The organism is Mesorhizobium sp. P3_A8, from assembly GCF_056402995.1.
The window spans coordinates 209,208-235,696 of sequence record NZ_JBFUGI010000013.1; the positions used below are offsets into that span (position 1 = coordinate 209,208).

General features: G+C 63.8%; 22 protein-coding genes. 9 read left to right on the top strand and 13 right to left on the bottom strand.

Annotated features, from left to right (window positions below):
* The first annotated feature begins 193 nt into the window (after positions 1–193).
* Positions 194–1,051, top strand: coding sequence for a LysR substrate-binding domain-containing protein (locus AC1DX4_RS27825; RefSeq protein ID WP_477223352.1), 858 nt, complete (start codon positions 194–196; stop codon positions 1,049–1,051).
* Between the two features lie 42 nt (positions 1,052–1,093).
* Here AC1DX4_RS27825 and AC1DX4_RS27830 read toward each other — a convergent pair whose 3' ends face one another.
* The 6 genes from AC1DX4_RS27830 to argH form a co-directional block, all read right to left on the bottom strand.
* Entirely contained in the window at positions 1,094–1,480 is a 387-nt protein-coding gene (locus AC1DX4_RS27830) for a glyoxalase superfamily protein (protein ID WP_477223353.1), read from the bottom strand.
* Between the two features lie 53 nt (positions 1,481–1,533).
* Positions 1,534–4,107: a TIGR02302 family protein gene (locus AC1DX4_RS27835; protein ID WP_477223354.1), complete on the bottom strand. Its 2,574-nt coding sequence runs from the start codon at positions 4,105–4,107 to the stop codon at positions 1,534–1,536.
* 116 nt (positions 4,108–4,223) lie between these two features.
* Positions 4,224–5,165: a threonine/serine dehydratase gene (locus AC1DX4_RS27840; RefSeq protein ID WP_477223355.1), complete on the bottom strand. Its 942-nt coding sequence runs from the start codon at positions 5,163–5,165 to the stop codon at positions 4,224–4,226.
* Between the two features lie 28 nt (positions 5,166–5,193).
* On the bottom strand, positions 5,194–6,462 hold the full coding sequence (gene lysA / locus AC1DX4_RS27845; protein WP_477223356.1) for a diaminopimelate decarboxylase: 1,269 nt from the start codon (positions 6,460–6,462) through the stop codon (positions 5,194–5,196).
* A 62-nt stretch (positions 6,463–6,524) separates the two neighbouring features.
* Positions 6,525–6,731 carry a hypothetical protein gene (locus tag AC1DX4_RS27850; RefSeq protein ID WP_477223357.1) on the bottom strand — a complete coding sequence of 69 codons (207 nt, stop codon included), beginning with the start codon at positions 6,729–6,731 and terminating at the stop codon, positions 6,525–6,527.
* A gap of 96 nt (positions 6,732–6,827) precedes the next feature.
* The gene (argH, locus tag AC1DX4_RS27855; protein ID WP_477223358.1) at positions 6,828–8,228 is read right to left on the bottom strand and encodes an argininosuccinate lyase; all 1,401 of its coding nucleotides are present in this window, start codon (positions 8,226–8,228) and stop codon (positions 6,828–6,830) included.
* Positions 8,229–8,265: 37 nt separating this feature from the next.
* Between argH and tlpA the strand changes: the two genes are divergently transcribed.
* The gene (tlpA, locus tag AC1DX4_RS27860) at positions 8,266–8,946 is read left to right on the top strand and encodes a thiol:disulfide interchange protein TlpA (RefSeq protein WP_477223359.1); all 681 of its coding nucleotides are present in this window, start codon (positions 8,266–8,268) and stop codon (positions 8,944–8,946) included.
* A gap of 4 nt (positions 8,947–8,950) precedes the next feature.
* On the opposite strand, the gene AC1DX4_RS27865 is transcribed toward tlpA, so the two are convergent.
* Positions 8,951–11,404, bottom strand: coding sequence for a putative bifunctional diguanylate cyclase/phosphodiesterase (locus AC1DX4_RS27865; protein WP_477223391.1), 2,454 nt, complete (start codon positions 11,402–11,404; stop codon positions 8,951–8,953).
* Between the two features lie 364 nt (positions 11,405–11,768).
* Here AC1DX4_RS27865 and AC1DX4_RS27870 point away from each other — a divergent pair, with 364 nt between their 5' ends.
* The 4 genes from AC1DX4_RS27870 (at position 11,769) to ugpC (ending at position 16,153) form a co-directional block, all read left to right on the top strand.
* Entirely contained in the window at positions 11,769–13,121 is a 1,353-nt protein-coding gene (locus AC1DX4_RS27870) for an extracellular solute-binding protein (protein ID WP_477223360.1), read from the top strand.
* A gap of 111 nt (positions 13,122–13,232) precedes the next feature.
* Positions 13,233–14,117, top strand: a complete 885-nt coding sequence (locus AC1DX4_RS27875) for a carbohydrate ABC transporter permease (RefSeq protein WP_064992418.1) — start codon at positions 13,233–13,235, stop codon at positions 14,115–14,117.
* Positions 14,118–14,124: 7 nt separating this feature from the next.
* On the top strand, positions 14,125–15,039 hold the full coding sequence (locus AC1DX4_RS27880; protein WP_477223361.1) for an ABC transporter permease subunit: 915 nt from the start codon (positions 14,125–14,127) through the stop codon (positions 15,037–15,039).
* Positions 15,040–15,052: 13 nt separating this feature from the next.
* Positions 15,053–16,153 carry a sn-glycerol-3-phosphate ABC transporter ATP-binding protein UgpC gene (gene ugpC / locus AC1DX4_RS27885; protein ID WP_477223362.1) on the top strand — a complete coding sequence of 367 codons (1,101 nt, stop codon included), beginning with the start codon at positions 15,053–15,055 and terminating at the stop codon, positions 16,151–16,153.
* A gap of 23 nt (positions 16,154–16,176) precedes the next feature.
* Here ugpC and AC1DX4_RS27890 read toward each other — a convergent pair whose 3' ends face one another.
* The 3 genes from AC1DX4_RS27890 to AC1DX4_RS27900 all read right to left on the bottom strand — a co-directional run bounded on the left by AC1DX4_RS27890 (position 16,177) and on the right by AC1DX4_RS27900 (position 20,019).
* The gene (locus AC1DX4_RS27890) at positions 16,177–17,259 is read right to left on the bottom strand and encodes an ABC transporter ATP-binding protein (protein ID WP_477223363.1); all 1,083 of its coding nucleotides are present in this window, start codon (positions 17,257–17,259) and stop codon (positions 16,177–16,179) included.
* Positions 17,256–18,836, bottom strand: coding sequence for an ABC transporter permease (locus AC1DX4_RS27895; RefSeq protein WP_477223364.1), 1,581 nt, complete (start codon positions 18,834–18,836; stop codon positions 17,256–17,258). The genes AC1DX4_RS27890 and AC1DX4_RS27895 overlap by 4 nt, the downstream gene beginning before the upstream one ends.
* Positions 18,837–19,011: 175 nt before the next feature.
* Positions 19,012–20,019, bottom strand: coding sequence for an iron ABC transporter substrate-binding protein (locus tag AC1DX4_RS27900; RefSeq protein WP_477223365.1), 1,008 nt, complete (start codon positions 20,017–20,019; stop codon positions 19,012–19,014).
* Between the two features lie 317 nt (positions 20,020–20,336).
* Here AC1DX4_RS27900 and AC1DX4_RS27905 point away from each other — a divergent pair, with 317 nt between their 5' ends.
* The 3 genes from AC1DX4_RS27905 (at position 20,337) to AC1DX4_RS27915 (ending at position 23,666) form a co-directional block, all read left to right on the top strand.
* Positions 20,337–20,888 carry a sigma-70 family RNA polymerase sigma factor gene (locus tag AC1DX4_RS27905; protein WP_477223366.1) on the top strand — a complete coding sequence of 184 codons (552 nt, stop codon included), beginning with the start codon at positions 20,337–20,339 and terminating at the stop codon, positions 20,886–20,888.
* Position 20,889: 1 nt separating this feature from the next.
* Positions 20,890–21,528 (top strand): NrsF family protein, encoded by a 639-nt coding sequence (locus tag AC1DX4_RS27910; RefSeq protein ID WP_477223367.1) that lies wholly within the window; start codon positions 20,890–20,892, stop codon positions 21,526–21,528.
* A 212-nt stretch (positions 21,529–21,740) separates the two neighbouring features.
* Positions 21,741–23,666: a PAS domain S-box protein gene (locus tag AC1DX4_RS27915; RefSeq protein ID WP_477223368.1), complete on the top strand. Its 1,926-nt coding sequence runs from the start codon at positions 21,741–21,743 to the stop codon at positions 23,664–23,666.
* Between the two features lie 68 nt (positions 23,667–23,734).
* Here AC1DX4_RS27915 and AC1DX4_RS27920 read toward each other — a convergent pair whose 3' ends face one another.
* The 3 genes from AC1DX4_RS27920 to AC1DX4_RS27930 all read right to left on the bottom strand — a co-directional run bounded on the left by AC1DX4_RS27920 (position 23,735) and on the right by AC1DX4_RS27930 (position 26,428).
* Positions 23,735–24,613, bottom strand: coding sequence for a 3-hydroxybutyryl-CoA dehydrogenase (locus AC1DX4_RS27920; RefSeq protein WP_477223369.1), 879 nt, complete (start codon positions 24,611–24,613; stop codon positions 23,735–23,737).
* 115 nt (positions 24,614–24,728) lie between these two features.
* On the bottom strand, positions 24,729–25,658 hold the full coding sequence (locus AC1DX4_RS27925; protein WP_477223370.1) for an electron transfer flavoprotein subunit alpha/FixB family protein: 930 nt from the start codon (positions 25,656–25,658) through the stop codon (positions 24,729–24,731).
* A gap of 20 nt (positions 25,659–25,678) precedes the next feature.
* Complete coding sequence (locus AC1DX4_RS27930; RefSeq protein ID WP_258589156.1) at positions 25,679–26,428, bottom strand: electron transfer flavoprotein subunit beta/FixA family protein; 750 nt, start codon at positions 26,426–26,428, stop codon at positions 25,679–25,681.
* Between the last annotated feature and the right edge of the window lie 61 nt (positions 26,429–26,489).

Below are 26,489 nucleotides of genomic sequence, written 5' to 3' on the forward strand. Positions count from 1 at the left end.
ACCCGGAGCGCGTCCGGATCAAAAAGAACCCGCCACCGTTTCGGGCAGCGGGCACGAGTGAGGACTCTTTATTGGTCCGCAGCCGATTTCGCAGCCGCATATCCAATGGGTGTCACAACTATCGTCCGGCGTTTGACATGTTGCAAACGAATTGGAATGATAGCTGTGATCAGATTTTCTTATGGCGGATTCCATGCGACCAACCCTCGACAGCGATCTCCTACGCACCTTTGTCGCCATCGCCGAAGCCGGCAATTTCACGCGGGCGGCCGAGCAGGCCGGTCGCACCCAGTCGGCGGTGTCGATGCAGATGAAGAAGCTCGAAGAGCTGGTCGGCGACAGCCTGTTCGAGCGCGGCTCGCGCGGCGTCGCGCTGACGCGGCGCGGCGGCGAACTCATCGTCAACGCCCGCCGCATCGTCTCGCTGCTCGACGAGACGGCGGCGTCGATGGCGGCAGCACCGCTGGGCGGGCCGGTGCGCATCGGCATTCCGGAGGAATATGGCCACGCCATCCTGTCGCGCGCGCTGGGCGCATTCTCGAAGCGTCACACCAAGGTCGAGGTCACCGTGCGCTATGCGCATTCGGGAGCACAGTTGGCGGCGCTCGCTGCCGGCGAGCTTGATCTCTGCGTGGTGTTCGAATGGCAGGATCTGGCCGGCGGCGAAGTGCTTATGCACGACCCGACCGTGTGGGTGACATCGAGCCTGCATCACATGCATGAGGAGCGGCCGGTGCCGATCGCGCTCTACAACCGGGTCAGCTGGTGCAAGGACTTCGCCATCAAATCGCTGGAGCAGCGCGGTCTTGCCTATCGTGTCGCCTATACCAGCGACACCACGGGCGGTCTGAAGCTTGCCGTCACCTCGGGACTGGCGATCGCGCCGATTTCGCGCAGCAACATTCCGGACGGCTGCCGCGAGCTGACGTCCGCCGACGGGTTCGGCGACATCGATTCCTCCAATGTGGTGATGCACCGCAACCCGAATGCGTCAGGCGAGGCGATCGACGGCATGCAGGAGGCGATCCGTGAGGCCTTCGTCAATAGGTAGGGTCAGAGCTTTATTTTGACGCAATTCCGGACGGAAAACCGTTCACACTTTTCCTGGAATTGCTCTCACATCCTCATAGAAGGTGAGGCGGTTGCCGAACGGATCGTCGACCGTGACCTCCTTCGTCTTCCAAGGTGTCTCCTCCAACCCCGGTCCGGCAAAGCGGTACTTCCTGGCGGTCAACTCGCGGTGCAGCCCCGCAATGTCGGTCGTCTCGATCCGGATGTGAGAGCCCGGCGTGCCGTCGCCATGATGTTCGCTCAGATGCAAGACGCAGCCGTCGCGGGAGACGCCTGTGTAAAGCGGCGCCTTGTCCTCGAAGCGGTGTTCGAACTGCACGTCGAAACCAAGAAAGTCGACGTAGAATTCATGCGCCTTGGCAATATCGAAGATGCGCAGGATGGGGGTGACAGTGCCAAGTTTCGGCATGGTGTTACAGCCGTTCGAGAAGGGTTTCGGGCAGGGCGTCCGGGCGGCGATCCCTATTTCAGCTCAAGCAGCCGTTCCAGATAGCTGCGCTCGATGTTGGGGCTGAGTGCGTTGCCAAGCCGCTTACGGATCGCTTCCAGGATCTGGCGGGCGCGCTGGACGTCGATCTCGTCGGGGACTTTCACCGAATCGCCGAAATCCGGACCCTGGCTGGCGCGCGGCCGGCCGAGCGGGTCACGGTCGGCATTCTGCTGGCGACCGCCTTCCTGGCTGCCGCCCTGGTCGCCCTGCATGGCCTGCATCTGCTTCATCATGTCCTTGGCGCCCTTGCGCAGCGCTTCGAGCGCCCGGCCCTGGTGGCCGACGGCCTCATCGCCCTGGCCCTCGCCAAGCGCCTGTTCGGCATTGCCCATCGACTTGCCGGCCTCGCCAAATCCCTCATTGGGCTCCATGCCCATGCCTTCGAGGCCTTTCTTCAGCTGCTCCAGGTCGCTTTTCAGCTGACCCTGGCCTTCCTGCAGCTGCTTCAGCGCGTCGGCGAACTCCTGCGGCGTCATCTGCTGTTTCGGCCTGGCCAGCGGATCGCGGTCCTGGCCAACGCCCGGCAGGTCCTGGTCCTGGCCGCCAGACTGATCGTTGGGGTTCTTGCCGCGCTGCATCTGGTCCATGCGGAAGGTGTCGTTCATCATCTCCTGCTGGCGCCGCAGAATCTCGCCGAGCTTGTCCATCTGCTGGCGCATCTGGCTATCCTGCTCGCCGCCCTGCTGCTGACGCCCGGCCTGGAGATTGTTCATCATGTCCTGCAGCTGCGACAGCAATTGCTGTGCCTTGTCGCGATCGCCAGACTTCGCCAGATTCTCGATCTGGTCCATCATGCGGTCGATGTCGCTCTGGCGCAGTTCCTGGCCGTTCTGCTGCATCTGCGGCGCGTTCGGGTTCTGCTTGGCGCGTTCGGCGAATTCCTGCAGGAACTCGTTCATCGCCTCGCGCAGTTCCTTCATCGCCTTTTCGATTTCCTGGTCGCTGGCGCCGTTCTTGATGGCGTCCTGCAACGCCTGCTGCGCCTGGCGCAGCCGCTTTTCGGCGGCCGAGAGATTGCCCTCTTCGATACCGAGCGCGATTTCCCAGAGATAGGCGACCTCGCTGCGCAGCTGATCGTCGTTGCCGGCCAGCTTCAGCCGGCTGCGCGCGCTCATGATGGCAAGGTAGTGGGACATGTTGTCGAACGTGTCTTCGGGCCGCAGCGTGATGGCGTCGATCAGGTCGAAGACGCGCGGCTTGGCATTGGCGTCGAGCGCCAGCAGGCGGCGCTGTTCGATCACTGCCCGCGCCAACGGATTGGCGAACGGCCGTTCGGGCATGACAAGCGTCTTGGTCTCGCTGGACGCCGTGTGTCCGGCATCGTCGGTGGCGACCAGCGTCAGCTTGATGCTGCTGCCGGCCCAGACATGCTCGGTCAGGTCCTTGGTGGTCTTGGCGGCATTCGACTTGCCGCCGCGGCGCGGCAGCGCCAGCGGCATTTCGGGCGGGCCGTAGAGCGGATGCGCATCCGGCGCCTGCGGGTCGGCCATTTCGAAGACCGCCTTGGCGGTGGCGGCGCCATAATCGTCGTCGATCTGGTAATTGAGCTCGAAGGCGCCGTTGGCGGCGCGCTTGGGCTCGCCGACGAAGCGAATCTGCGGCGGTTTGTCCGGGATCACGGCGAAGGCCCAGCGGCCAAGCTGGTCCTCGCCTGATTTCAGCGTCAGCGTGCCGTCGCCGGTCAGCTTGCCGGTGAACTGACGTACCTTGGACGGAGCGGCGGAGATTGCTGCCGGCTTGGCGGTGCTGGCTTGCGGTCCTGCCGGGTCGATGGCGCGCGCATTGCCATCCTTGTCGGCATAGGCAAGCGTTTCCTCGCCCGAGCCTCCGGTGACGCGCAAGGAGACGTCGCTGCCTTCAGGTACATGAAACGTCGGCGTCGCCTGGTTGGCGTCGGCGGTCAGGAAGATCGGCGGCTTGCCGGTATAGGCCGGCGGCGTCACCCATGCGTCGATGCGCGGCGGCACGGCATCGTGCGCGCCATGCGCGCTGAAGCCGTCAGCTATCCTGCCGCCGGTCGGCCCGAAGGAGAAGGCAAAGGCGGTGACGAGCAGGAGCGCAGCCACCGCGCGCAGCCCCCAAGGGTCGCGCTCCGGCACGCGCGTGCGTGGCAGGTCGGCGCCCAGGCTGTCGAGCCTGGCGGCCATGCGCTTCTGGTGCTCGCGCCACAGCACTTGCGAAAAACTGCTGTCCCGGCCGCTTGGCCGGTCGGCCTGCACCAGCACGGGGCTGTGCAGCAATTCGTTGGCGGCCTCGATGCGGCGATCGACCTCGGCGGCACCGGGCAGGCGGAAGAAGCGCAACGGATAGAGCGCCGCCAGCCCTGCCAGGCCGAATGCGGCGACAAGGCCGATGCGCGCGATATCCGGCAGCCGGGAGAAAACGCCGAACCAGGAGATGCTCAGGAACAGGCTGGCGACAATGATCAGCGGCAGCAGCAGCGGCCAGCCGCGCTCGATCAGCATCGAGACCCGCGTCGCCAGCCGACTGAGCGCCAGGCGCCCGGCCAGGCCGCGATCGTTGCTGAAGATGGGTCGTTGCGTCATCGGCCCTTCCTGGAATCGGACAGGATAGCCCGTTCCTTACGACTCGAAGAATACCAGCAAACACGGCAAAGGCGAGGCGCTTTCAAAAAACGTGAAGCCTGCCGCGATAGTTGCAATCAGAAGTTTGCAGGATTTGCATTCGCCCCACAGACCAGCACGGCGACGCGTTCACCCGCTGCCGGCGTGTAGCGGCCGGACAGGATCGCGGCGAAGGCCGCCGCACCGCCCGGCTCGGAAATGATGCGCACCCGGTTCCACAGCGCCTTCTGCGCGGCGATGATGTCGTCGTCGCTGACCAGGATGGAGCGTTCGACGAAGGCTTCGGCAATCGGGAACATCATTTCGCCGACGCGCTTTGGCGCCAGCGAATCGGCGGCGATGCCTTCCGCCGGCGCGTCGACGGGATGGCCGGCCTCGAAGGCGCGATGAAGCGTTGGCGCGCCCTCGGGCTCGATGGCGATGATGCGGATGCGGCCGGCATACCAGGCAGCAATGCCGCCGATCAGGCCGCCACCGCCGACGGCGACCAGCAGCGTGTCGATCTCAGGCAAATCGTTCTCGATCTCGAGCCCGAGCGTGCCCTGGCCGATCAGCGTTTCCTCCTGGTTGAAGGCGTGGATCTGCAGGGCGCCGGTTTCCTCGGCGAAACGTTCGCTGGCGGCCAGCGCCTCGGCATAGCGGGCACCGCCGACGACGAGGTCGGCGCCATAGAAGCGAATACGGTCCAGCTTGGCCTGCGGGCTGACTTCGGGGACGAAGATGGTCGCCTTGTGGCCGAGCCGCATGGCGGCATAAGCGACGGCCGCGCCATGGTTGCCGCCCGATGCGGCGACGACGCCGGCTTTGGGGACCGGCCGTTCGAGCAGGTTTGTGAAGGCGCCGCGCGCCTTGAACGAGCCGGAATGCTGCAGGCATTCGAGCTTGAGGTCGACCGCCAGCGGCGGCCGGTCGAAGTCGGCCATGTCGACGCGCAGCACCGGTGTGTGCCTGATATAGGGGCGGATGCGCGGTTCCATCGCGGCAATGCGTTCGCGTGTGACGGTGTTGCCCTGCGCCATGACTTGTTCCTCGTATAAAAAATCCCGGCTATGCCAGCCAGTCGGGTATCGAATCCAGCCCGATCAGATCGTCATAGGTCAGCCGCGGACGCACGACGTGGAAACGGTCGCCGTCGACCAGCACTTCCGGCACCAGCAGGCGGGTGTTGTAGGTGCCGGCCTGCACGGCGCCGTAGGCGCCGGCCGTGGAAACGGCAACGAGATCGCCGGCCTTCAGCCTCGGCAGATCGCGGTCGAGGCCGAGATAATCGCCGGTCTCGCAGACCTGGCCGACCACGTCGACCATCATGCGCGGCGTGTCGGCCGGCGGCTGCACGACCGGCTTGATGTCGTGGAAGGCATCGTAGAGCGTCGGCCGGATCAGATCGTTCATGGCGGCGTCGACGACGAGGAAATTCTTGGCGTCGCCTTCCTTCACGAAGATCACTTCCGAGACGAGGATGCCGGCATTGCCTACGATCAGCCGGCCCGGCTCGAACATCACCTTCAGCCCGAGCTTGGTGACATGCTTCCTGACGACCTGGGCATAGGCGTCGGGCAAAGGCGGCGGGTTGTTGTCGACGCGATAGGGAATGCCCAGCCCGCCGCCGAGATCGACATGATCGATGGCATGGCCATCGGCGCGCAGCGCGCCGACCAGATCGACCAGCAGGGCGAAAGCGTCGTCGAAGGGCTGCAACTCGGTGATCTGGCTGCCGATATGGGTGTCGATGCCGGTGACCTTGATGCCCGGAAGCGTTGCCGCGCGGGCATAGACCTGCCGCGCCCGCTGCCAGGCAATGCCGAACTTGTTCTCGGCCTTGCCGGTGGAGATCTTCTTGTGGGTCTTGGCGTCGACATCGGGATTGATGCGCAGCGAGATCGGCGCCACTTTGCCGAGTGCCGTGGCACGGGCCGAGAGCAGTTCGAGTTCGGGCTCGGATTCGACGTTGAAGCAAAGGATGCCGGCTTCGAGCGCAAAGTCCATTTCACGCGCGGTCTTGCCGACGCCCGAGAACAGGATCTTGCTGGGCGGCACGCCGGCGGCGAGCGCCCGGCGCAATTCGCCTTCCGAGACCACGTCGGCGCCGGCGCCGAGCTTGGCCAAGGTCCGCAGCACGGCCTGGTTGGAATTGGCCTTCATGGCGTAGCAGACCAGCGTGTCCAGCCCGGCAAAGGCCTGGGCGAACACCCGGTAGTGTCTGGTCAAGGTGGCGGTGGAGTAGCAGTAGAACGGCGTGCCGACCTGGACGGCGATATCAGGGATTGCCACGTCCTCGGCATGGAGCACGCCGTCGCGGTAGTCGAAATGGTTCACGAGAGTGGTTCCGGAAGTTGGAGCACGATGAGATCGGGTTTAGAAGCCCGGTCTGATCGGTTCTAGATCAGCGGGTCGAGGATGAACTTCTTGTCCTTGACCGGTTTTTCCGGCTCCGGCGGCAGGGGCTGTTTGGCCTTCTCGGCATCCTTGCGCGCCTGTTCGGCAGCTTCATAGGGCGTGTCGAGACCGGCCTTGCGGCCGCAGGCGGTCACGGCGGCCATCGCCACCAGCAGCGTCAGCGTCACCAAAATCCTGCTTCCGGTCATCGATCCATCCGTCCGAAACGTTTTGTCAGCCGCCGCTTTTAGCCGAGTTCTCGGCGTATTGCACCCCGGATATATTGCTGTCGCAATATCGGGGCATCAGCCTTTCGCCAGTCGCTTTTTCCAATAGCGAATCTGCTTCCTCACTTCCGACGGAGCGGTGCCGCCGAAACTGATGCGGCTCTTGACCGAGTTCTGCACCGCCAGCACCGAGAAAATATCCGATGTGATGCCGGGGTTGATCGACTGCAGGTCCTCCAGCGAAAGCTTCTCCAGGCTCACCTTCTTCTCCTCGGCCAGCGCCACGGCGCGGCCGGTGACATGATGCGCCTCGCGGAACGGCAGGCCGAGCGTGCGCACCAGCCAGTCGGCGAGGTCGGTCGCCGTCGCGTGGCCGGAGCCGGCGGCCTTCTTCATCGCGGCCGCGTTGACCGTCATGTCGGAGACCATGCCGGTCATCGCCGCCAGCATCAGATCGAGTGTCTCGGCGGCATCGAACACCGATTCCTTGTCTTCCTGCATGTCCTTGCCATAGGTCAAAGGCATGCCCTTCATCACCGTCAGCAGGCCGACCAGATGGCCGGTGACGCGGCCGGTCTTGCCGCGTACCAGTTCGGCGGCGTCGGGGTTCTTCTTCTGCGGCATGATCGAGGAGCCGGTGGAAAAACTATCCGAGAGCCTAATGAAGCCGAACTGCGGCGTCGACCAGATGATGATCTCTTCCGCCAGCCGCGACAGATGCGTGGCGCAGATCGCCGCCATGCCGAGGAACTCCAGCGCGAAATCGCGATCGGAAACGCTGTCCAGCGAATTGCGCATCGGCTCGCGGAAGCCGAGCGCTTTTGCCGTCTGGTGGCGGTCGATCGGGAAGCTGGTGCCGGCAAGGGCTGCCGCACCCAGCGGGCTCTCGTCCATCCTCTCGATCGCGTCGCGCACGCGCGACAGGTCGCGCGAAAACATCTCGACATAAGCCATGCAGTGATGGCCGAAAGTCACCGGCTGCGCCGCCTGCATATGGGTAAAGCCCGGCATCACGGTCGCCGCATGCTCCTCGGCCCGTTCCAGCAGCGCCGTGATCAGGCCCTTCAGCGCCTCGGCGACACGAAAGCATTCGTCCTTCACCCAGAGCCTCAGATCCACCGCCACCTGGTCGTTGCGCGAACGCGCGGTGTGCAGGCGGCCGGCGGCCGGGCCGATCAGCTCGGCGAGGCGGGATTCGACATTCATGTGGATGTCTTCGAGCTTGGTCGAAAACTCGAAGTTGCCGGCCTCGATCTCTTTCAGGATCGTGTTCAGGCCGTGAGCGATTTTTTCTTGATCGGCCGCCGAAATAATGCCCGTTTGCGCCAGCATCTCGCTATGGGCGATCGAGCCGCGGATGTCCTGCGCGTAGAGTTTGCGGTCGAACGAGATCGACGCGTTGATCGCTTCCATGATCGCGGCCGGACCCGAGGCAAATCGTCCGCCCCACATCTGGTTGCTGGTCTTCTTGTCGCTCATCGCTATAAAACCCGTGCTTCGGAGCAGTTTTGAGAACATGGCAGACGGAAACAGATTTTTCCCGGCCCCGCGCCTGATCCTCGCCGCCCTGGTGGCGGGAGCGCTGGCCGGCGCGGTCGCGGTATATGTCAGCGAGAGCCGGTCTGGCAACAATGCACCGGCGCAAGTGGCGGTCGGCGACAGCAAGGACGACGTCGCCTGCGCCGCCAAGAGCGACCGCGCCAAGAAGGTCGCCGCCGCGGCCACGGGCGAAGTCGCCGCCCTGTTGCCCGCCGATCCGCCGCAATCCATGAAGAGCCTTGCCTTCAACGGCCCGGACGGCAAGCCGATGACGATCGCCGACCATGCCGGCAAGACGGTGCTGCTCAATCTCTGGGCGACATGGTGCGCGCCGTGCCGTGCCGAAATGCCGGCGCTCGATGCGCTGCAGAAGGAAAAGGGCAGCGACGCCTTTCAGGTCGTCGCCGTCAATGTCGATACCGGCGACGATGTGAAGCCGAAGAAATTTCTCAAGGACACAGGCGTCGAGACGCTCGGCTACTACCGGGATTCGACGGTGGCGCTGTTCAACGACCTCAAGGCACGCGGCCTGGCGTTTGGCCTTCCCGTCACCATGCTGATCGACGGCGAAGGTTGCCTGATCGCGCATATGAACGGCCCGGCCGAATGGTCGAGCCCCGACGCCAGGCGGCTGGTCGAGACGGCACTCGGATCGTGAGCGATCAGGCCGAGCGCACGCTTGGCTTGAGCAATACGAGGCCACTATCCCTGTGTTTGGCGGCGCGCACCGGAGCGCGCTTGCCCATGCCGGTCAGGTCGTCGAACGCCTCGATCGGCGCCGGCTTGCCGAGATAGTAGCCCTGGCCGATCTCGCAGGCTTCGGCGTCCAGGAACTTCAGCTCGCCAAGCGTCTCGACACCTTCGGCAAGAACTGGCAGGCCAAGGCCGCGTCCCAGCCCCAGCACGGCGCGCACGATCGCCGCGACCTGGCCGTTGGTGTCGACCGCCTTGATGAAGGAGGAGTCGATCTTGATCTTGTCGAAGGGGAAGGCGCGCAGGTTCGAGAGAGAGGAATAGCCGGTTCCGAAATCGTCCATGGCGACGCGCACGCCAAGCGCCTTGACCTGCCGCAGGCTTGCCAGCGCACGCGGCATGTCCTTTACCAGCGCGGTTTCGGTGATCTCGAGTTCCAGCCTTGTCGCGGCAAGACCTGTCTTCAGCAGGGTCTCGTGTACCTTGCGGCTGAAATTGGGATTGTGAAGTTGTACCGCGGAGACGTTGACGGCGATCGTCAGCGGATTTTCCCAGCGGGCGGCTTCCGCGCAGGCCGCGTCGAGCACCCAGTCGCCAATCTGCCCAATGGCGCCGCTGTCTTCGGCCACCGGGATGAATATTGCGGGGGAAACGTCGCCGCGTTCGGGATGGCGCCAGCGGATCAGGGCTTCGAAGCCAAGCATCTTGCCGCTGCTGATCTCCTTCTGCGGCTGGTAGACGAGGTAGAATTCACCACGCACGACGGCCTGGCGCAATTCGTGTTCCATCACGCGCTTGTCGCGGGCCTCGGCGCCCATCGACGCCTCGAAATAGCGGAAAGTGTCCCTGCCTTCGGTCTTGGCGCGGTAGAGTGCCGTATCGGCATGGCTGATCAGGCTGGTCTGGTCTTCGGCATCGAGCGGATAGATCGCGATGCCGATGCTGGCCGAGACCAGGCCGCCGCCGACCGCGGCCCGGTTTTCGTCGCGCATCGCGGCGAGCAGTGAGCCTGCGATGCGGCCCGCCGCCTGCGGGTCGGGCAGGTTGGGAGCGATGATGGCGAATTCGTCGCCGCCGAGGCGGGCAAGCATCTGTCCGTAGCGCAGAACGCCGGCTGCGCAGTTTGCCACCTTCTGCAGCATCGCATCGCCGGCGCCGTGCCCGTAGAGGTCGTTCACCTCCTTGAAGCGGTCGAGGTCGAACAGCAGAAGCGCAAGATGCCGGCCTTTGACGCCCTTGTCGGCACTGGTGGCCCGTTTCATGGATGCGATTTCCAGATCGAGACGGCTGGAAAAGGACCGGCGGTTGGCGAGTCCCGTCAGCGGGTCGAAATGAGCGAGGCGAAGGATCTCCTGCTCCGCCTTCTTGCGTTCACGGATGTCGCGAACGGCGATGACGTTGTGGGGCTTGCCGCAATAGTCGATGCTTCGGGCGATCAGTTCGACGGGAATTCGCGTCCCATCGCGGTTCCGCAACTCCGCCTCCCACGGCTGGCCCTCCAGGCTGGCCGCGTCGCTTGCAGCGTGTTCGTCAAAGAGCTCGCCCAGTTCCATGCCATTCAGCGCTGCTGCCAGCGTGCCGGTCAGCTTGCCCATGCTGTCATTGGCACTGACGATGCGGTTGCCGTCGCAGACGATCAGGCCCTCCACGGCGGCATTGGCCAGGCCGTGCATGCGGTCGACCTCGAGCTTCTGGCGACGGAAGCGCAGATCGATCCAAAGCGCCGATGCCGACAGCACCAGGATCACCAGCGTGGCGGCCGCTGCCGCGAAAGCCTGCGAGGTCGGCTCGATCGTGTATTCGGATATGACGATCGAGGAATCGGGAAAGATCGAGACGGCACCCATGCCGATGAAATGCAAGGTGCAGATCGCCAGCGTCAAAAGCACCGCGCCGACGGATGTGGCTACCAGGGAGGGGCGGCGCAGCACGACATGCAGCGCGAGCGCCGCTAGCGTTACACCGGCCAGCAGGGAAACGGCGACAAGCAACAGGTTCCATTCGACCCGGCCCTCGACCTCGAATGCCGCCATGCCGATATAGTGCATGGCCGCGATACCGCCGCCCAGAACGGCGCCGCCGACGAGATGATACTCGAACTCGTCGCGCAAGGTGGCGATCCACATGCCGGCCGCCGTCAGCGCGACCGAGCCAGCGAGCGAAAGTACGGAGAGCCACGGATCGTAGGCACTGGGTATCCCCGGCGTGAACGCAAGCATGGCGATGAAATGCGTTGCCCAGATGCCGAAGCCGGTCGAGGTGGCCGCAATCATCAGCCAGGCAAGTCGGTTCCGGTCCGTCGAGCGGCTGATGTGATGAAGCAGGCTGACAGCAGAGAAACAAGAAATTCCGCAGATCAGCGCGGCCAGTGCGACCAGTCTCAGATCGTGCTGGTTCACGATACAATTGTAGACCGTCAACATCCTATTTCCCCAAAGCTCATTGGAAATAAAAACGAAATATAACTGATTACTGCTTGGCTGTTGAAGGATCGATAAGGTTTCCTGCAACCAGAGCGTGCCGCCCCGGCGCACGCCCGTCAGTTGCTGCACAGCATTTCATCGTCCCTTTAGCCGGATAATCATGGTCTTTACGTCCTCGACAGTCGCCCTAGCTACCTCAGACGCCGGTGTGCAGTTTTGATGCCGGCCAAGCCGCCGAGGGAGAGGAGCGAGCAGCTGTGCAAAGGCCGGAGAGCCACAACAGAACTGTCACATACCTTCTCTAAGAGAGCCGGCAAGGACTTGCGCAAGACCCTTGTCACCAGCCACTCAAGAGGGAAAAACCATGACTATGATCAAGCGGGGCTTTGCTGCCCTTGCCGCTGGTGCGCTCAGCACCGCGCTGGCGATGCCTGCCTCTGCGGAACCGGTAAAATTCGATTTCTGGTTCGGCCTTTCGGGCGATCTCGCCCGTGTCGTCGATACGATGTGCAAGAACTTCAATGCCTCGCAGGCGGACTATGAAGTCGTCTGCACCAGCCAGGGCAATTACGACGCCACGCTGCAGAACACCATCGCGGCCTTCCGTGCAGGCAAGCAGCCGACCGTCGTCCAGGTCTATGATGTCGGCACCGCCACGATGATGCTGTCGGGCGCCTACAAGCCCGCCGACAAACTGATGGAAGAAAACGGCTACAAGATCGACTACGCCGACTATTTCCCCGGCATCGCGCGCTACTACGCGACGTCGAAGGGCGAGATGCTTTCCTTCCCGTTCAATTCCTCGACCCCGCTGATGTACTGGAACAAGGACGCCTTCGCCAAGATCGGCAAGACCGAGGCGCCGAAGACCTGGGAAGATGTCGGCGCCGACCTCAAGGCGATGAAAGATGCCGGCTATGAATGCCCGATGGCCATCAACATCTCGGCCAACGAAAGCTGGCAGCTGATGGAGCAGTTCTCGGCGCTCCACAACCAGCCGATCGCGACCAAGAACAATGGCTATGACGGCCTCGACGCACGTCTGGAAGTCAACAAGACCAAGTTCGTCCAGTACGTCACCGATCTCAAGAAGTGGTATGATGCCGGTCTGATCAAGATCAAGTCCAAAGACCTCGGCCAGGACATGGTCCAAGCCTTCGCCTCGGGCACCTGCCAGGTCATCCTGACCTCGGTCGGCGACCACGGCACGGTCGGCAGGACCCAGAAGGAAGGCATGAACTGGGATGTCGCGGAACTGCCGGTCTATGCCGGCACGGAGCGCAAGAATTCGCTGGTTGGCGGCGCTTCGCTGTGGGTGCTTTCCGGCAAGTCGGATGCCGAATACAAGGGCGCGGCTGCCTTCTTGAACTTCATCCACGATCCCAAGACCGCCTTGTTCTGGTCGACCAACACCGGCTACATCCCGGTGACGAAGTCGGGCTTCGATTACCTGAAAGCCCAGGGCTTCTACGACAAGGCACCCTACAAGGGTCGCGAAGTCGCCATCGCCAGCCTGACCGCGTCCGAGCCGACCGAAATCACCCGCGGCATCCGGCTGGGCAACTTCACCCAGATCCGCGCCGAGTTCGGCACGCAGATGCAGGCGATCTTCGCCAACAAGGTCAGCGTCCAGGAAGGCCTCGACACGCTGGTCAAGAATGGCGACGCCATCCTCGACCGCTTCCAGCAGACCTATCCGGGCAAGACCCTGCCCTGATCGCTGGGAATTTTCAGGCCGTCCGTCGACTCCTGTGCTTCGAGTCGACGGGCGGTTGTTTCGCGTATTTAATGCAAACGTGACAGGCCGCTCAGCGGCATCGGCGGACCGATGGAAAAACGCGTCACTTTCAGCAGCTGGACGATCGGCATCCTTTTCGCGGTGCCGCAGCTGCTCCTGATCTTCACGTTCTTCTACTGGCCGGCCGGCCAGGCGGTGTACTGGTCGCTGACGCTGCAGCAGCCCTGGGGTGGCGGCAACATCTGGGTCGGGCTCGACAACTTCCGCTCGATCCTGGCCAACGCCGATTACTGGAACTCGATCACCGCCAGCCTTGTCTTTGCCGGGATCAGCACCGGTTTGGCGATGTTCATTGCGCTGGTGCTCGCCGCATTGACCGACCGGCAGCTTGCCGGCTCGCGTCTCTACCGGGTCGTGCTGATCTGGCCCTATGGCATCGCCGCACCGGCGCTGGCGCTGGCGTTCCGCTTTATCCTGGCGCCGGAGGCAGGGTTCCTTTCCGTCATCAACCGGATGTGGCCGGGGATCTGGGATCCGGGTCTCGATGGCGCGGATGCCATGGCGTCGATCATCGTCGCCTTCTCGTGGAAATATGTCGGCTACAACTTCATTTTCTTCCTGGCCGCGTTCCAGGCCATCCCGCGTTCACTGATCGAAGCGGCGGCGATGGACGGCTCCGGTGTCATCAGGCGTTTCTGGGACATCCAGTTCCCGCTGATCACGCCGACGATCTTCTTCCTTTTGGTCATCAACATCACCGAGAGTTTTCAGGATTCCTTCGGCATCGTCGACATCATGACATCAGGCGGCCCGGCGAATGCGACCAATCTGATGGTCTACAAGATCTATTCCGACGGCTTCAAAGGTTTGGATTATTCGGGCGCCGCCGCGCAGAGCATCATCCTGATGCTGCTCATCATCGTGCTCACCATCTTCCAGTTCCGCTTCATCGAGCGGCGCGTGCACTACGGGTGAGGATGACATGGTAGAGCGCACCCCATTCCTCAATTTCTTCACGCATCTGATCCTGTTCGTCGGTTTTGTCTTCTGCGTCGCGCCGTTCGTGGTCGTCGCCATCGCCGCGTCGCACAACCTGCGGGATGTCAACGATGTGCCGATGTCGCTGCTGCCGGGCAGCGACTTCTGGGTCAACATCAAGACGGCATGGGTCACGGCGGACCTCGGCCCCAAGCTGCTCAACAGCTTTATCGTCGCCGGCGGCGTGGCGGCGGGCAAAGTGATCATTTCGGCGCTCACCGCCTTCTCGATCGTCTATTTCCGCTTTCCCGGCCGGATGTTCATCTTCTGGCTGGTTTTCATCACGCTGATGCTACCGCTGGAAGTGCGCATCGTGCCGACCTACGCGGTCGTCGCCAACGTGCTGTCGCCCTATCAGACCATCCTCGACTTGACGGGCTTGAGCTGGCTGATCGAGAAGGTGTCGGGCGTGCAGGTCTCGCTCAGCCTCGGGCTGCTCAATTCCTACCCCGGACTTATCCTGCCGTTGGTCGCCACGGCCACCGGCACGTTCCTGTACCGGCAGTTCTTCCTCACCGTGCCGGATGAACTGACCGAGGCGGCGCGCATGGACGGTGCGGGACCACTGCGTTTCTTCATCGATGTGCTTTTGCCGCTGTCGCGCAACAATATGGCGGCGCTCGGCACCATCATGTTCCTGTGGGCGTGGAACCAGTATCTGTGGCCACTGCTCATCACCACCGACCAGTCGCATGCGACGGCGGTGACCGAACTGAAGCAGCTGATCCCCAATGTCGGCGGTGCTCCGGAATGGCATATCGCCATGGCCGGAACGCTGATCGTCATGCTGCCGCCGCTGCTTGTCGTGGTGCTCATGCAACGCTGGATCGTGCGTGGCCTGATCGCCACCGAGAAATAACAGGAGACAAAAAATGGCCTCCATCACCATTCGCGGCGTCAAGAAGAATTACGCCAAGACGCAGGTCGTGCACGGTGTCGACCTCGACTTCGCCTCGGGGGAATTCGTCGTCATCCTGGGACCGTCCGGCTGCGGCAAGTCCACGCTGCTCAGAATGATCGCCGGGCTGGAAGACATTTCCGGCGGCACAATCGTGATCGACGGCACCGTCGTCAACAAACTGGAACCGCGCGAGCGCGGCTGCGCGATGGTGTTCCAGAACTACGCGCTTTATCCGCATATGAGCGTGGCGCAGAACATAGGCTATTCGCTCAAGGTCGCCGGTGTTCCCGCTGCTGAACGCACACAGCGTATCCAGGCGGTGGCGCGCACGCTGGAGCTCGAACATCTGCTCGACCGCAAGCCGATGGCGCTTTCCGGTGGCCAGCGGCAACGCGTCGCCATGGGCCGCGCCATGATCCGCGAGCCGAAAGTGTTCCTGTTCGACGAACCACTGTCCAATCTCGACGCCAAGCTGCGTGTCCAGATGCGCTCGGAAATCCGCAAGCTGCATCGCCGGCTGAACGCCACCTCCGTCTTCGTCACCCACGACCAGGTCGAGGCGATGACGCTGGCTGATCGGCTGGTGATCATGAACGGCGGAAAGGTCGAGCAGGTTGGTACGCCAGGTGAGATCTACACCCGCCCGGCCAGCCGCTTCGTCGCCACCTTCGTCGGAGCGCCGGCGATGAACATTCTCGAAGGTACTGCCGAACTCGACGGGCTGTCGCTGCTCGGCGGCAGCCGGCGGCTGGCGATGACACGCGCCGGTCTGCCGGTCGGCACGAAGGTCGCAATGGGCATCCGACCGGAAGCCGTGCGGCTGGTGGCGCCTGGCACAGCGGGCGCGCTCAATGCCACCGTCGACCTGGTCGAGGAACTGGGCGCGGGGCGGGTCATCTATGTCGATCTCGATGGCGCGCCGTTTTCGGTGATGACGTCGGAGGCTATCCACCCCGAGCCCGGCAGCCCGGTCGGCCTGAAGTTTTCGCCTGAGGACATGCATTTCTTCTCGTCGGAGACGGGAAGCCGCCTCGATGTCTTCAAGGCGTCCGTCCCCGAGCCGGCGCTCTGATTGTCGAAACGCCTTCGCGCCGCTTAGGCGAACACATGCGCCTTTCCCGACACGGTGAGCCGCACGATCTCGCCGACCGCCGGCGCGTCCATCCCGGATTTGCGCAGTATCAGCGGCGTGTTGCCGATCGCGGCGGCATCCGGCGGATCGGAATTGTTCAGGAGCCGCACCGCAATCGTGCATGTCGAGCCGGCGAATTCCGATTCCGTCACCTCACCGAACAGCATGTCAGTGGTACCCGACATGCCTTCGCGCGATGTTCTCTTCAGGGCGATCTGCTCCGGCCGCAGCATGATGCGGGCGATATCGCGGCTCTCATTGGTGTCGACGGCGATGCGGCCGAGCGGCGAGTTGGCGAAGCCGCCCGCTATCTTCGCCGGCAGGATGATGGCGTCGCCGAGGAACTCAGCGATCATCCTGTCCTTCGGCTTGAGGTAGAGATCGCGCGGGGTGCCGACCTGCGAGAACTTGCCGTCGCGCATCACCGCCACCTGGGCGGCGAAGGACAGCGCCTCGGCCTGGTCGTGCGTCACCAGGATGGTGGTGATGCCGGCAGCCTCCAGCAGTTCGGCCACCGCCTTGCGCATCGAGGCGCGCAGACCGGTGTCCAAGGCCGAGAACGGCTCGTCGAGCAGCATCAGCCTTGGCTTCATCGCCATGGCGCGGGCGAGGGCCACGCGCTGCTGCTGACCGCCGGAGAGTTCGTGCGGGCGGCGCTTGAGGATTGCCTTGTCCAGCCCGACGATATAGGCGAGTTCGACGATGCGCTCGGCGCGCTTGTCCTCGCCCCGGCCCATGCCGAAACCGATATTGTCCGATATGGTCAGATGCGGGAACAAGGCGCCATCCTGCGCCACCACGCCGATGCCGCGGCGATGTGCCGGGACAGCGGCGCCGCCATTGGCCAGCACCTCGCCGTCGAGCACGATGCGGCCCTGGTCCGGGGCCTCGAAGCCAGCGATCAGCCGCAGCAAGGTGGTCTTGCCGCAACCCGAGGGTCCGACGATCGCGGTCCGGCTGCCGCTGGCGACATTGAGGTCGACGCCGGCAAGGGCTGCGACCGGGCCGTAATGCTTGTGAAGGCCGCTGATTTCGAGAAAGCTCATCGTCCGGCCATCCGTTTCGACTGGACATAGAGCAGCCAGGTCAGGGGCAGCGACATCGCCACCATGATGAAGGCGTAAGGGGCGGCCGAGGCGTAGTCGATCTCGCCGCTGTAGGACCAGAACGCCATCGCCAGTGTGCGGGTGCCGTTCGGTGCCAGCATCTGGGTCGCGGTCAGCTCGTTCATGATGCCAAGCGCCACAAGCGCCATGCCGGCCGCCGCACCGGGTGCCGAAAGGCGGATGGTCGTCGACCATAGCGCGTTGAGCGGACGCCGGCCGAGGCTGGACGCGGCGCGCTCGAGCTCGACCGGGGCCTGGGCGATCGAGGCGCGCAGGCTGACCAGGGCACGCGGCAGGAACATGAGGGCATAGGCGACCAGGATGGTGAACAGCGTCTGATAGAGCGGCAGGGCGATACGCACTGTGATGGTGACCAGCGCCAGCGCGATGACGACACCCGGTAGCGAGCCGACGATGTAGTTGCAACCCTCCAGCAGGCGCTGCAACGGCCCGGGCGCGCGGATCGAGATCCAAGCCATCGGCATGGCGGCGACGGTGGCAAGCAAGGCCCCGGCAAGTGCCAGGAACAGTGTCTGGCCGAGCGCCAGGCCGATCTCGTCGAGACGCCAGACATCGGCGCCGCCGGCGACGAGCCAGCGGCCGATGGTGACGAACGGTACGCCAAGCGCCAGCAGCGTGGTGACGACAACCATAAGCAGGCTCGGTATGGTGGCGCGCCCGAGGCGTGTGCGTTGCTGGTAGCGGGCCGCGCCGGAGCCGACACGGGCATAACGCTCCTCGCCGCGCACCAGCACTTCGAGGCCCAGAAGCACGAAGCAGCAGGTCACCAGCACGCCGGCCAGCATGTTGGCGGCCGGTCCGTTGAAGGTCGACTGGAACTGGTCGACGATCGCCGTGGTGAAGGTGTCGAAGCGGATGAAGACATAGAGGCCGTATTCTGCCAGCAAATGCAGTCCGACCAGCAACGAGCCGCCGCAAATGGCGAGCCTGAGCTGCGGCACCACGACGCGCCAGAAGACGCGCCAGGGTCCAAGGCCAAGGGCTGCTGCGGCATCCTCCAGGGCCGGATCGAGACGGCGCAGCGCCGCCGATATGGGCAGATAGAGGAAGGGGAAATAGGCGATCACCGACACCAGCACGCCGGCCCACAGGCCGTGCAGCCCGGGCACCATGGTGATCCAGGCATAGGAGTGGACGAAAGCGGGAATGGCGAGCGGCGCCACGCACAGCCAGGCCCACAGCCTGGCGCCGGGCAGATCGCTGCGCTCGGTCAGCCAGGCCAGCGCGACAGACAGAACGATGGCGATCGGCACGGCCAGCAGCACCAGCAGCGTGGTGTTGACCAGCAGTTCGCCGACGCGCGGCCGGAAGACCAGCGCCGAAACCGTCTCCCAGCCTGTCTGCACCGCGATCCAGATGATGAAGACCAGCGGCACAAGGGCGAGCAGCGAGACGAAGATGGCGGCGGTGACAAGCCAGGATGCTGCCCGCCGCTGCGGCCTTCGACGCATCTTCATCGGCAGCTCCGAGCGCGCGAGATCGAGCGTGGGCTGCATCAGCTCGGACGCCCCACGGCTGCGGCGGGGTGCCGGCAATCAAGGGACCGCGGTCGGCGGTCAGGAACGCAGCGTGTCGTCATCGACGAAGGCCATCTCGAAAATAAAACGCTCCCGCGGAAGGGCAAGGTCCCGCGGGAGCACGGTCTGACGTCCTTATCAGGACGAACGGCAACTAAAGCAAGCCGGCTGCCGTCATCAGGTCGGTGACCTTCTTGGAGTTCAGCGTCGTGGCGTCGACCTTCGGCGCCTGCAGATCAACCAGCGGCACCAGCTTCGGATTGGACCCGGCATCCTTGCCGACCGCGTATTCGAAGGAGGTTCCGTTCTTCAGCACATCCTGGCCGCCCTTGCCGGTCACCCACTTCAGGAAGGCCTGGGCTTCCTTCGGATGCTTGCTCGAGGCCAGCACGCCGCCACCGGAGACCGAGACGAAAGCGCCCGGATCCTGGTTCTTGAAATAATGCAGCGCGACATTCTTGCTGTTCTCGCCGGTCTTGGCCTGATCGCCGAAGTAGTAATAGTGGTAGATCACCCCGCCTTCGATCTCGCCGGCATTGACCGCCTTCATCACCGTGCTGTTGCCCTTGTAGGCGGTGAAGTTCTCCTTCATCGCCTTCAGCCAGTCCGCCGTGGCGGCCTCACCTTTGAGCTGCAGCAGCGCGCTGACGATGGCCTGGAAATCGGCGCCCGACGGCGAAGCGGCCCAGCGGCCCTTCCAGCTCGGGTCGGCAAGGTCGAGCAGCGACTTGGGCAACTGGTCGGCCTTGAGCTTGGTCGTGTTGTAGGCAAAGACGGTGCTTCGCGCGGCCACACCCACCCATTTGCCGCTGGCTGCCTGATAGTCCTGCGGCACCTGAGCCAGCGTGTCTGCATCGACCGGTGCGAACAGGCCGGCGCTCTCGACCAGCACCATGGCGGGTGAATTCTCCGTCAGGAACACGTCGGCGGGCGAGGCGGCCCCTTCGGCTACGATCTGGTTGGAGAAGTCGCTGTCGCCGCCATTGCGCAGTGTGACCTTGATGCCGGTTTCCTTGGTGAACCCTTCGGCCCATTCCTTGGCCAGGCTTTCATGCTGGGCGTTATAGACGATGATGCCGGCATCCTCGGCCATCGCCGGACCGGCGGCCAGGCTGATTGCAAGTGCGGCGGCACCGGCAAGGGCGGAAAGGGTGAATTTCATGGCGTCATCCTCGATGTCGTTGGTCTTTGCACGCTGCACCTATCGATACCTGACAGGCATAGTCAACATTGATGGCTGCTTCAATCGGTCGCTGAGGCGCAAAGCTCGACGCAAAGCGGACAATTCCATGTGATGGCGGTATGGATTGACGGTTTCTCGCGAGGCGTGATCGCAAGGCCTCTAAGGTGACCCGGTATGCGGCTGTGCCTTCAGGACCCGCAAACTTTCGTGATTTGCCCGTAGTTTGGCTTGGACATTATTTCGCCGGCCACGTAACAAATCAGTGCCGAGGCACGAAAATCGGGGAGTGAACTCTTGTGAGCGGCAAGGACGAGGCCGAGCTTTCCCGGCTGATGCGGGCCGCGATCGCGGGAGATGAAAAGGCCTATGCCGACTTTCTGCACCGGATTGCCGCGCTCGTGCGCGGCTTTGTCCGGCGCAAGATCGTACAGGGCGGGGTCGATCCCGAGGATGTCGTGCAGGAAACCTTGCTGGCCATTCATGTGAAACGGCATACTTGGCGCCAGGACGCGCCGGTGCTGCCGTGGATCTATGCGATCGCCCGCTTCAAGCTGATCGACGCGTTCCGGCGGCGCGGTCGGCGCATCGAGATCGATGTCGACGATATCGCGGAGACCTTCGCCGAGCCGGAGACCGAAACCGTCAGCGAGCGCGACATCAATCGAGCCTTGGACGGGCTGCCGCCGGCGCAGCGTTCCGTGGTTTCGGCGGTATCCGTGGAAGGCCGCTCGATCGGCGAGACGGCAGCGAAGTTCGGCATCAGCGAGACGGCGGTGCGTGTGTCGCTGCATCGCGGACTTGCCGCCATAGCCAAGCGATTTGGGCAGGGGCGATTCGGGCGGGAATGACATGAGGACCGAGGATCTCATCAAGGCGCTCGACGCCGATGCAGGCAGCAAGGCGATGCCATTGCGCTCGGCCTGGTGGCTGGCTGCCGGTGCGGCCATTGTCATCGCGGCAGTCGTCTTCCTGCTGACGATCGGCCCGCGCCCCGACTTCATGGTGGCCGCGCACACGATGCGCTTCCTGTCGAAATTCGTTTTCACCATCGTGCTGGCCATCAGCGCCTTCGCCCTTATCCGCGCTTTGTCGACGCCAGGTGCCCCGACACGTCTGGCGATGGCGGGGATGCTTGCCGCGCCTCTGCTGGTGGCCGTGGCGGTGGTCCTGGAACTCTTCATGGTGCCGGAGGCGTTGTGGGGCACGCGCATGGTCGGCTCCAACATGATGATCTGCATGGGCTTCATCCCGCTGATCGGCATCGGCCCGCTGGCCATCTTCCTGTGGATGCTGCGCTATGGCGCGCCGACGCGGCCGGTGTTGGCCGGCGCGGTGGCGGGGCTGCTCGCCGGCGGCTTGGCGGCGACCTTCTATGCCGCGCATTGTTTCGACGATTCGCCGCTTTTCGTCGCCACCTGGTACACGATCGCGATTGCGGCGCTTGCCTTGCTTGGCGCGCTTGGCGGACGGTTTTTCGTGCGCTGGTAGCAGGATACCTGCGGCCACACCCCGTGCAAACCGATCCTTAATCATGCCGGCAATTGTTTGCCGGTTATTCCTGTCGCCAGTACCCCCTACGCAACCTTTCCTTAAAATCGATCCTTCAGGGTTTTAACGGGAAAAAGCGATTGCCCACGGGGGTGGCACGGATCGTGAGATTACCAGGACTCATCGGGCTCCACAGGCGAGCTTTACCGGCGTTGCTTGTCGCCGGCCTTGCCGTAGCGGCGGTCTCGGTCGTGCTGTCGAGGCTGGACCTCGGCGCCGAGGCGCTCAGATTTTGTCTTCAAGCTTCGGTCGCCGTTGCGGCCGGCGCGCTTTTCCTCACCGGTCTGTTCGTCGTTCGCATCTTCGACGACCGGCGGCAGATCGCGCAGAGCGAGCAGCGTTTCCGCCGGGCAATGCAGGATTCGGCGATCGGCATCGCCATTGTCGGACTCGACGGGCGCATTCTCGAAACCAATCCGGCCTTCGCCTCGATGCTTGGCTACAGCCGCGAGGAGATCGAGGCGCTGACCTTTTTCCAGATCACGCACCCTGACGACATGCATGTCGGGCGCGAAACCATGGAAGGCATCAAAGCGGGCACGGTCAACGCCTTCCACCTCGAGAAGCGTTACCTCAAGAAGGACGGCACACCTGTCTGGGGCCATCTCGCCGGCTCCGTCATTCGCGACGAGAAAAGCGGTCGCCCGCTCTATCTCGTCTCGCAGATCGAAGACATCGACGCGCGCAAGCAGGCCGAGGCGCGCATCGCTGAGGCCGAAACACGCTGGAATTTCGCGCTGGCGGGCGCCGGCCAGGGCGTCTGGGATCTCAATATGCGCAGGGGCGGCACGACCTACTCCTCAACGTGGGTCAAGATGCTGGGCTATGAGGACGGCGAACTCGATGGCGATCCCGACCATTGGATGACGATGATTCATCCCGACGATCGCGAGGCCGTCGCCGCGGCGGATCGCGAGCATCTCGCCGGCAAGACGGAGTTTTTCGAAGCCGAGTTCAGGATGCGCCACAAGGATGGCCGCTGGGTCTGGATCCTCGATCGCGGCAAAGCCATCGAGCGCGACGGGGACGGGCGTCTGATCAGGGCGATCGGCAGCCTGACCGACATCACCCGACGCAAGGAAGCCGAAGAGCACCTGATCTTATCGGCGGCAATGCTTGCCGACGAGAAGGAGCGGCTGAGGGTGACGCTGCAGTCGATCGGCGATGCCGTTATCTGTACCGATGCGGCGAACCGCGTCACCTTCATGAACCCGGTTGCCGAGAAGCTGACCGGCGTTTCCGGCGAGGCGGCCCTCGGCAAGACGCTCGGCCATGTCTATTGGGCGGTCGACGAGGAGACGGGTCACAGGATCGGCGTGACACGGCCGGCGCTCGGCGCGGAGGCGCCTTCCGACCAGAACAGCCGCGCGGTGTTGATCCGCCGCGACGACACACGCTGCAGCATCCGTCAGGTCGTGTCGCCGATCATGAACGAGCGCAACGAATTCTGCGGGTTGGTCATCGTCTTCCAGGACTTCACCGATGCGCGTGCCCTGCAGCGCCAGCTCGCTCACGCCGCCGCGCATGATGCGCTGACCGGCCTTGCCAATCGCTCGAGCTTCATCCGCACCATGGAGGGATTGGTCGATCAGGCGCGCAAGGACGGCACGACGGCCGTGAGCGGCCATCAGTTCATGTTCATCGACCTCGATCATTTCAAACTGGTCAACGACACCGGTGGCCACGCCGCCGGAGACGCCTTGCTGAAGCGGGTCGCCGAGGCCGTGCGCGACGTGCTTGCGCCCGAGGACATTGTCGCGCGCCTGGGCGGCGACGAATTCGCGGTCATCCTGAAGTCGGGTTCGACCGCCGGCGCCAGGATCGCGGCGCGCTCCATCATCGATGCGATAGCTGGGCTCGACTTCACTTGGGACGGCCGGCCGCACGCGATCGGTGCCAGCATCGGGCTGGCGGCGATCTGCGCCAATTGCGGTGAAGTCGATGAGATCATCGCAAAGGCCGACGCCGCCTGCTATGCGGCCAAGGCCGCCGGCCGTGGGTGCGTTTCGGTGGCGCCGGATGACAGGATCACCGACGACAGGTCAGAACCGCCCGCGCCGCTTGCCGCGGCGTCATAAGCGGACGCGTACCTCTTTTTGACGCAATTCCGGACGGAAAACCGCTTCACACTTTTCCTGGAATTGCTTTAGCGCGTCGGAACCGGGTGCTCGCCGCGATAGTCGTAGAAGCCGCGCCCAGTCTTGCGGCCGAGCCAGCCGGCCTCGACATATTTCACCAGCAGCGGGCAGGGGCGGTATTTTGAATCCGACAGGCCGTCATGCAGCACCTGCATGATCGACAGGCAGGTATCGAGGCCGATGAAATCGGCCAGCTGCAGCGGTCCCATGGGATGGTTGGCGCCAAGCCGCATGGCGGTATCGATGGCATCGACCGAGCCGACGCCCTCATAAAGCGTGTAGATCGCCTCGTTGATCATCGGCAGCAGGATGCGGTTGACGATGAAGGCCGGGAAATCCTCCGAGACCGTGATCGTCTTGTCGAGCTGCTTCACATAGGTCTTGGCCGCCTCGAAGGTCTGGTCCTCGGTGGCGATGCCGCGCACCAGTTCGACCAGCTTCATCAGCGGCACCGGGTTCATGAAATGTATGCCGATGAAGCGCTCCGGCCGGTCGGTCTGCGCGGCAAGCCGCGTGATCGAGATCGACGAGGTGTTGGTCGCCAGGATGGCTTCGGGATTGAGCTGCGGACAGAGCTGCGCGTAGATCTTGCGCTTGACCGTCTCGTCCTCGGTTGCCGCCTCGATCACCAGATCGGCGCCGGCCAGATCGGCCATCGTCGGCGCTGAGCCGATGCGCGCCATCGCCTGGTTGCGCAGCTTCTCGTCAAGCTTGCCGGAGCCCACCTGACGGGCCATGTTGCCGCTGATGGTGGCGATACCCTTCTCGATGCGGTCGGGTGAGATGTCGTAGATCAGGACCTTGAATCCTGAAAGCGCGGAGACATGGGCGATACCCCCACCCATCTGGCCCGCGCCGATGATGCCGATCGTCTCGATCTTGCTCATTACACCGATCCCGTCAAAAGGCTTTAGCAGCCTGCTTTTTGTGCGGTGCAAACTAAAAGGGCGGGGCGACTTCGTCTACCCCACCCCAGCATTTAATACGCTTTGTCAGAAAGCGTCAAAGCGCCTTCTGCAACTCCGGCAGAATGACGAAGAGATCGCCGACGAGGCCATAGTCGGCAACCTGGAAGATTGGGGCCTCCTCGTCCTTGTTGATGGCGACGATGACCTTCGAATCCTTCATGCCGGCAAGATGCTGGATGGCGCCGGAGATGCCGACCGCGATGTAGAGATCGGGGGCGACGACCTTGCCGGTCTGGCCGACCTGCCAGTCGTTGGGCGCATAGCCGGCGTCGACCGCCGCGCGCGAAGCGCCGACCGCCGCACCGAGCTTGTCGGCAACCGGCAAGATGACCTCCTGGAACTTTTCCGAGGAGCCGAGAGCACGGCCACCCGAAATGATGATCTTGGCCGAGGTCAGTTCCGGACGATCAGTGTCCGACAGCTTGTTCTCGACGAAGGTGGAGAGGCCGGGATTGGCCGCCGCCTTGACGGCCTCGACCGCGGCCGAGCCGCCCTCGGGCGCTGCCTGGAAGGAGGCGGTGCGCACCGTGATGACTTTCTTGGGGTCGGTCGACTGCACGGTCTGGATGGCGTTGCCAGCATAGATCGGGCGCTTGAAGGTATCAGGCGACACCACTTCGATGATCTCGGAGACCTGCGAGACATCGAGCAGGGCGGCGACGCGCGGTGCGATGTTCTTGCCCGACGAGGTCGCCGGGGCGATGATGGTGTCGTAAGCGCCGGCGAGCGATACGACGAGTGCCGCGGTCGGTTCGGCGAGGCGCTCGGCGAGTTCATCGGCTTCGGCGAGCAGCACCTTGGTCACGCCCTTGAGCTTGGCGGCGGCGTCGGCCGCGCCCTTGGCGCCCTTGCCGGCCACCAGCACATGCACGTCCGAGCCGATCTGCAGGGCCGCTGAAAGCGCCTTGGCGGTCTGGTCGGAAAGCGTTGCGTTGTCGTGTTCTGCGATGAGGAGAATTGCCATTTTATCTGTTCCTTCCGATCTCAGAGCACGCCGGCTTCGTTCTTGAGCTTGTCGACCAGTTCGGCGACGCTCTTGACCTTGACGCCCGCCTTGCGGCCGCTCGGCTCCTCGGTCTTGATCACTTTCAGGCGCGGCTTGACGTCGGCGCCGTAGTCGGCGGGCGATTTCTCGTCGAGCTGCTTCTTCTTGGCCTTCATGATGTTGGGCAGCGAGGCATAGCGCGGCTGGTTGAGGCGAAGGTCGGCGGTGATGATCGCCGGCATCTTCAGTTCCACCGTCTGCAGGCCGCCGTCGACTTCGCGCGTCACCTTGGCCTTGTCGCCGTCGAGGACGACCTTGGAAGCGAAGGTGCCCTGCGCCCAGCCGAGCAATGCGGCCAGCATCTGGCCGGTCTGGTTCGAGTCGTCGTCGATCGCCTGCTTGCCGAGGATGACGAGGCCGGGCTGTTCGGCGTCGACGACGCCCTTCAGCACCTTGGCGACGCCGAGCGGCTCGGTCTGCTCGTCGGTCTTGACCAGGATGGCGCGGTCGGCGCCCATGGCGAGCGCGGTGCGCAAGGTTTCCTGCGCCTGCTGCGGGCCAATCGAAACGACGATGATCTCTTCGGCCTTGCCGGCTTCCTTGAGCCGGATCGCCTCTTCGACCGCGATCTCGTCGAACGGGTTCATCGCCATCTTGACGTTGGCGAGTTCCACCGCCGAACCATCAGCCTTCACGCGAACCTTGACGTTCGCATCCACAACCCGCTTCACGGGCACAAGGATCTTCATTTGCCTGTCACCTCTTCACGCTAGTTGGGCGCGCTATAGCAGCCTGCGCCCGTTCTGAGTT

Bases quoted from the DNA above. Each gene is read 5' to 3' on its own strand.
- AC1DX4_RS27825 (WP_477223352.1), top strand. From the start codon at position 194: ATGCGACCAACCCTCGACAGCGATCTCCTACGCACCTTTGTCGCCATC.
- AC1DX4_RS27830 (WP_477223353.1), bottom strand. From the start codon at position 1,480: ATGCCGAAACTTGGCACTGTCACCCCCATCCTGCGCATCTTCGATATT.
- AC1DX4_RS27835 (WP_477223354.1), bottom strand. From the start codon at position 4,107: ATGACGCAACGACCCATCTTCAGCAACGATCGCGGCCTGGCCGGGCGC.
- AC1DX4_RS27840 (WP_477223355.1), bottom strand. From the start codon at position 5,165: ATGGCGCAGGGCAACACCGTCACACGCGAACGCATTGCCGCGATGGAA.
- AC1DX4_RS27850 (WP_477223357.1), bottom strand. From the start codon at position 6,731: ATGACCGGAAGCAGGATTTTGGTGACGCTGACGCTGCTGGTGGCGATG.
- argH (WP_477223358.1), bottom strand. From the start codon at position 8,228: ATGAGCGACAAGAAGACCAGCAACCAGATGTGGGGCGGACGATTTGCC.
- tlpA (WP_477223359.1), top strand. From the start codon at position 8,266: ATGGCAGACGGAAACAGATTTTTCCCGGCCCCGCGCCTGATCCTCGCC.
- AC1DX4_RS27865 (WP_477223391.1), bottom strand. From the start codon at position 11,404: ATGTTGACGGTCTACAATTGTATCGTGAACCAGCACGATCTGAGACTG.
- AC1DX4_RS27870 (WP_477223360.1), top strand. From the start codon at position 11,769: ATGACTATGATCAAGCGGGGCTTTGCTGCCCTTGCCGCTGGTGCGCTC.
- AC1DX4_RS27875 (WP_064992418.1), top strand. From the start codon at position 13,233: ATGGAAAAACGCGTCACTTTCAGCAGCTGGACGATCGGCATCCTTTTC.
- AC1DX4_RS27880 (WP_477223361.1), top strand. From the start codon at position 14,125: ATGGTAGAGCGCACCCCATTCCTCAATTTCTTCACGCATCTGATCCTG.
- ugpC (WP_477223362.1), top strand. From the start codon at position 15,053: ATGGCCTCCATCACCATTCGCGGCGTCAAGAAGAATTACGCCAAGACG.
- AC1DX4_RS27890 (WP_477223363.1), bottom strand. From the start codon at position 17,259: ATGAGCTTTCTCGAAATCAGCGGCCTTCACAAGCATTACGGCCCGGTC.
- AC1DX4_RS27895 (WP_477223364.1), bottom strand. From the start codon at position 18,836: ATGCAGCCCACGCTCGATCTCGCGCGCTCGGAGCTGCCGATGAAGATG.
- AC1DX4_RS27900 (WP_477223365.1), bottom strand. From the start codon at position 20,019: ATGAAATTCACCCTTTCCGCCCTTGCCGGTGCCGCCGCACTTGCAATC.
- AC1DX4_RS27910 (WP_477223367.1), top strand. From the start codon at position 20,890: ATGAGGACCGAGGATCTCATCAAGGCGCTCGACGCCGATGCAGGCAGC.
- AC1DX4_RS27920 (WP_477223369.1), bottom strand. From the start codon at position 24,613: ATGAGCAAGATCGAGACGATCGGCATCATCGGCGCGGGCCAGATGGGT.
- AC1DX4_RS27925 (WP_477223370.1), bottom strand. From the start codon at position 25,658: ATGGCAATTCTCCTCATCGCAGAACACGACAACGCAACGCTTTCCGAC.
- AC1DX4_RS27930 (WP_258589156.1), bottom strand. From the start codon at position 26,428: ATGAAGATCCTTGTGCCCGTGAAGCGGGTTGTGGATGCGAACGTCAAG.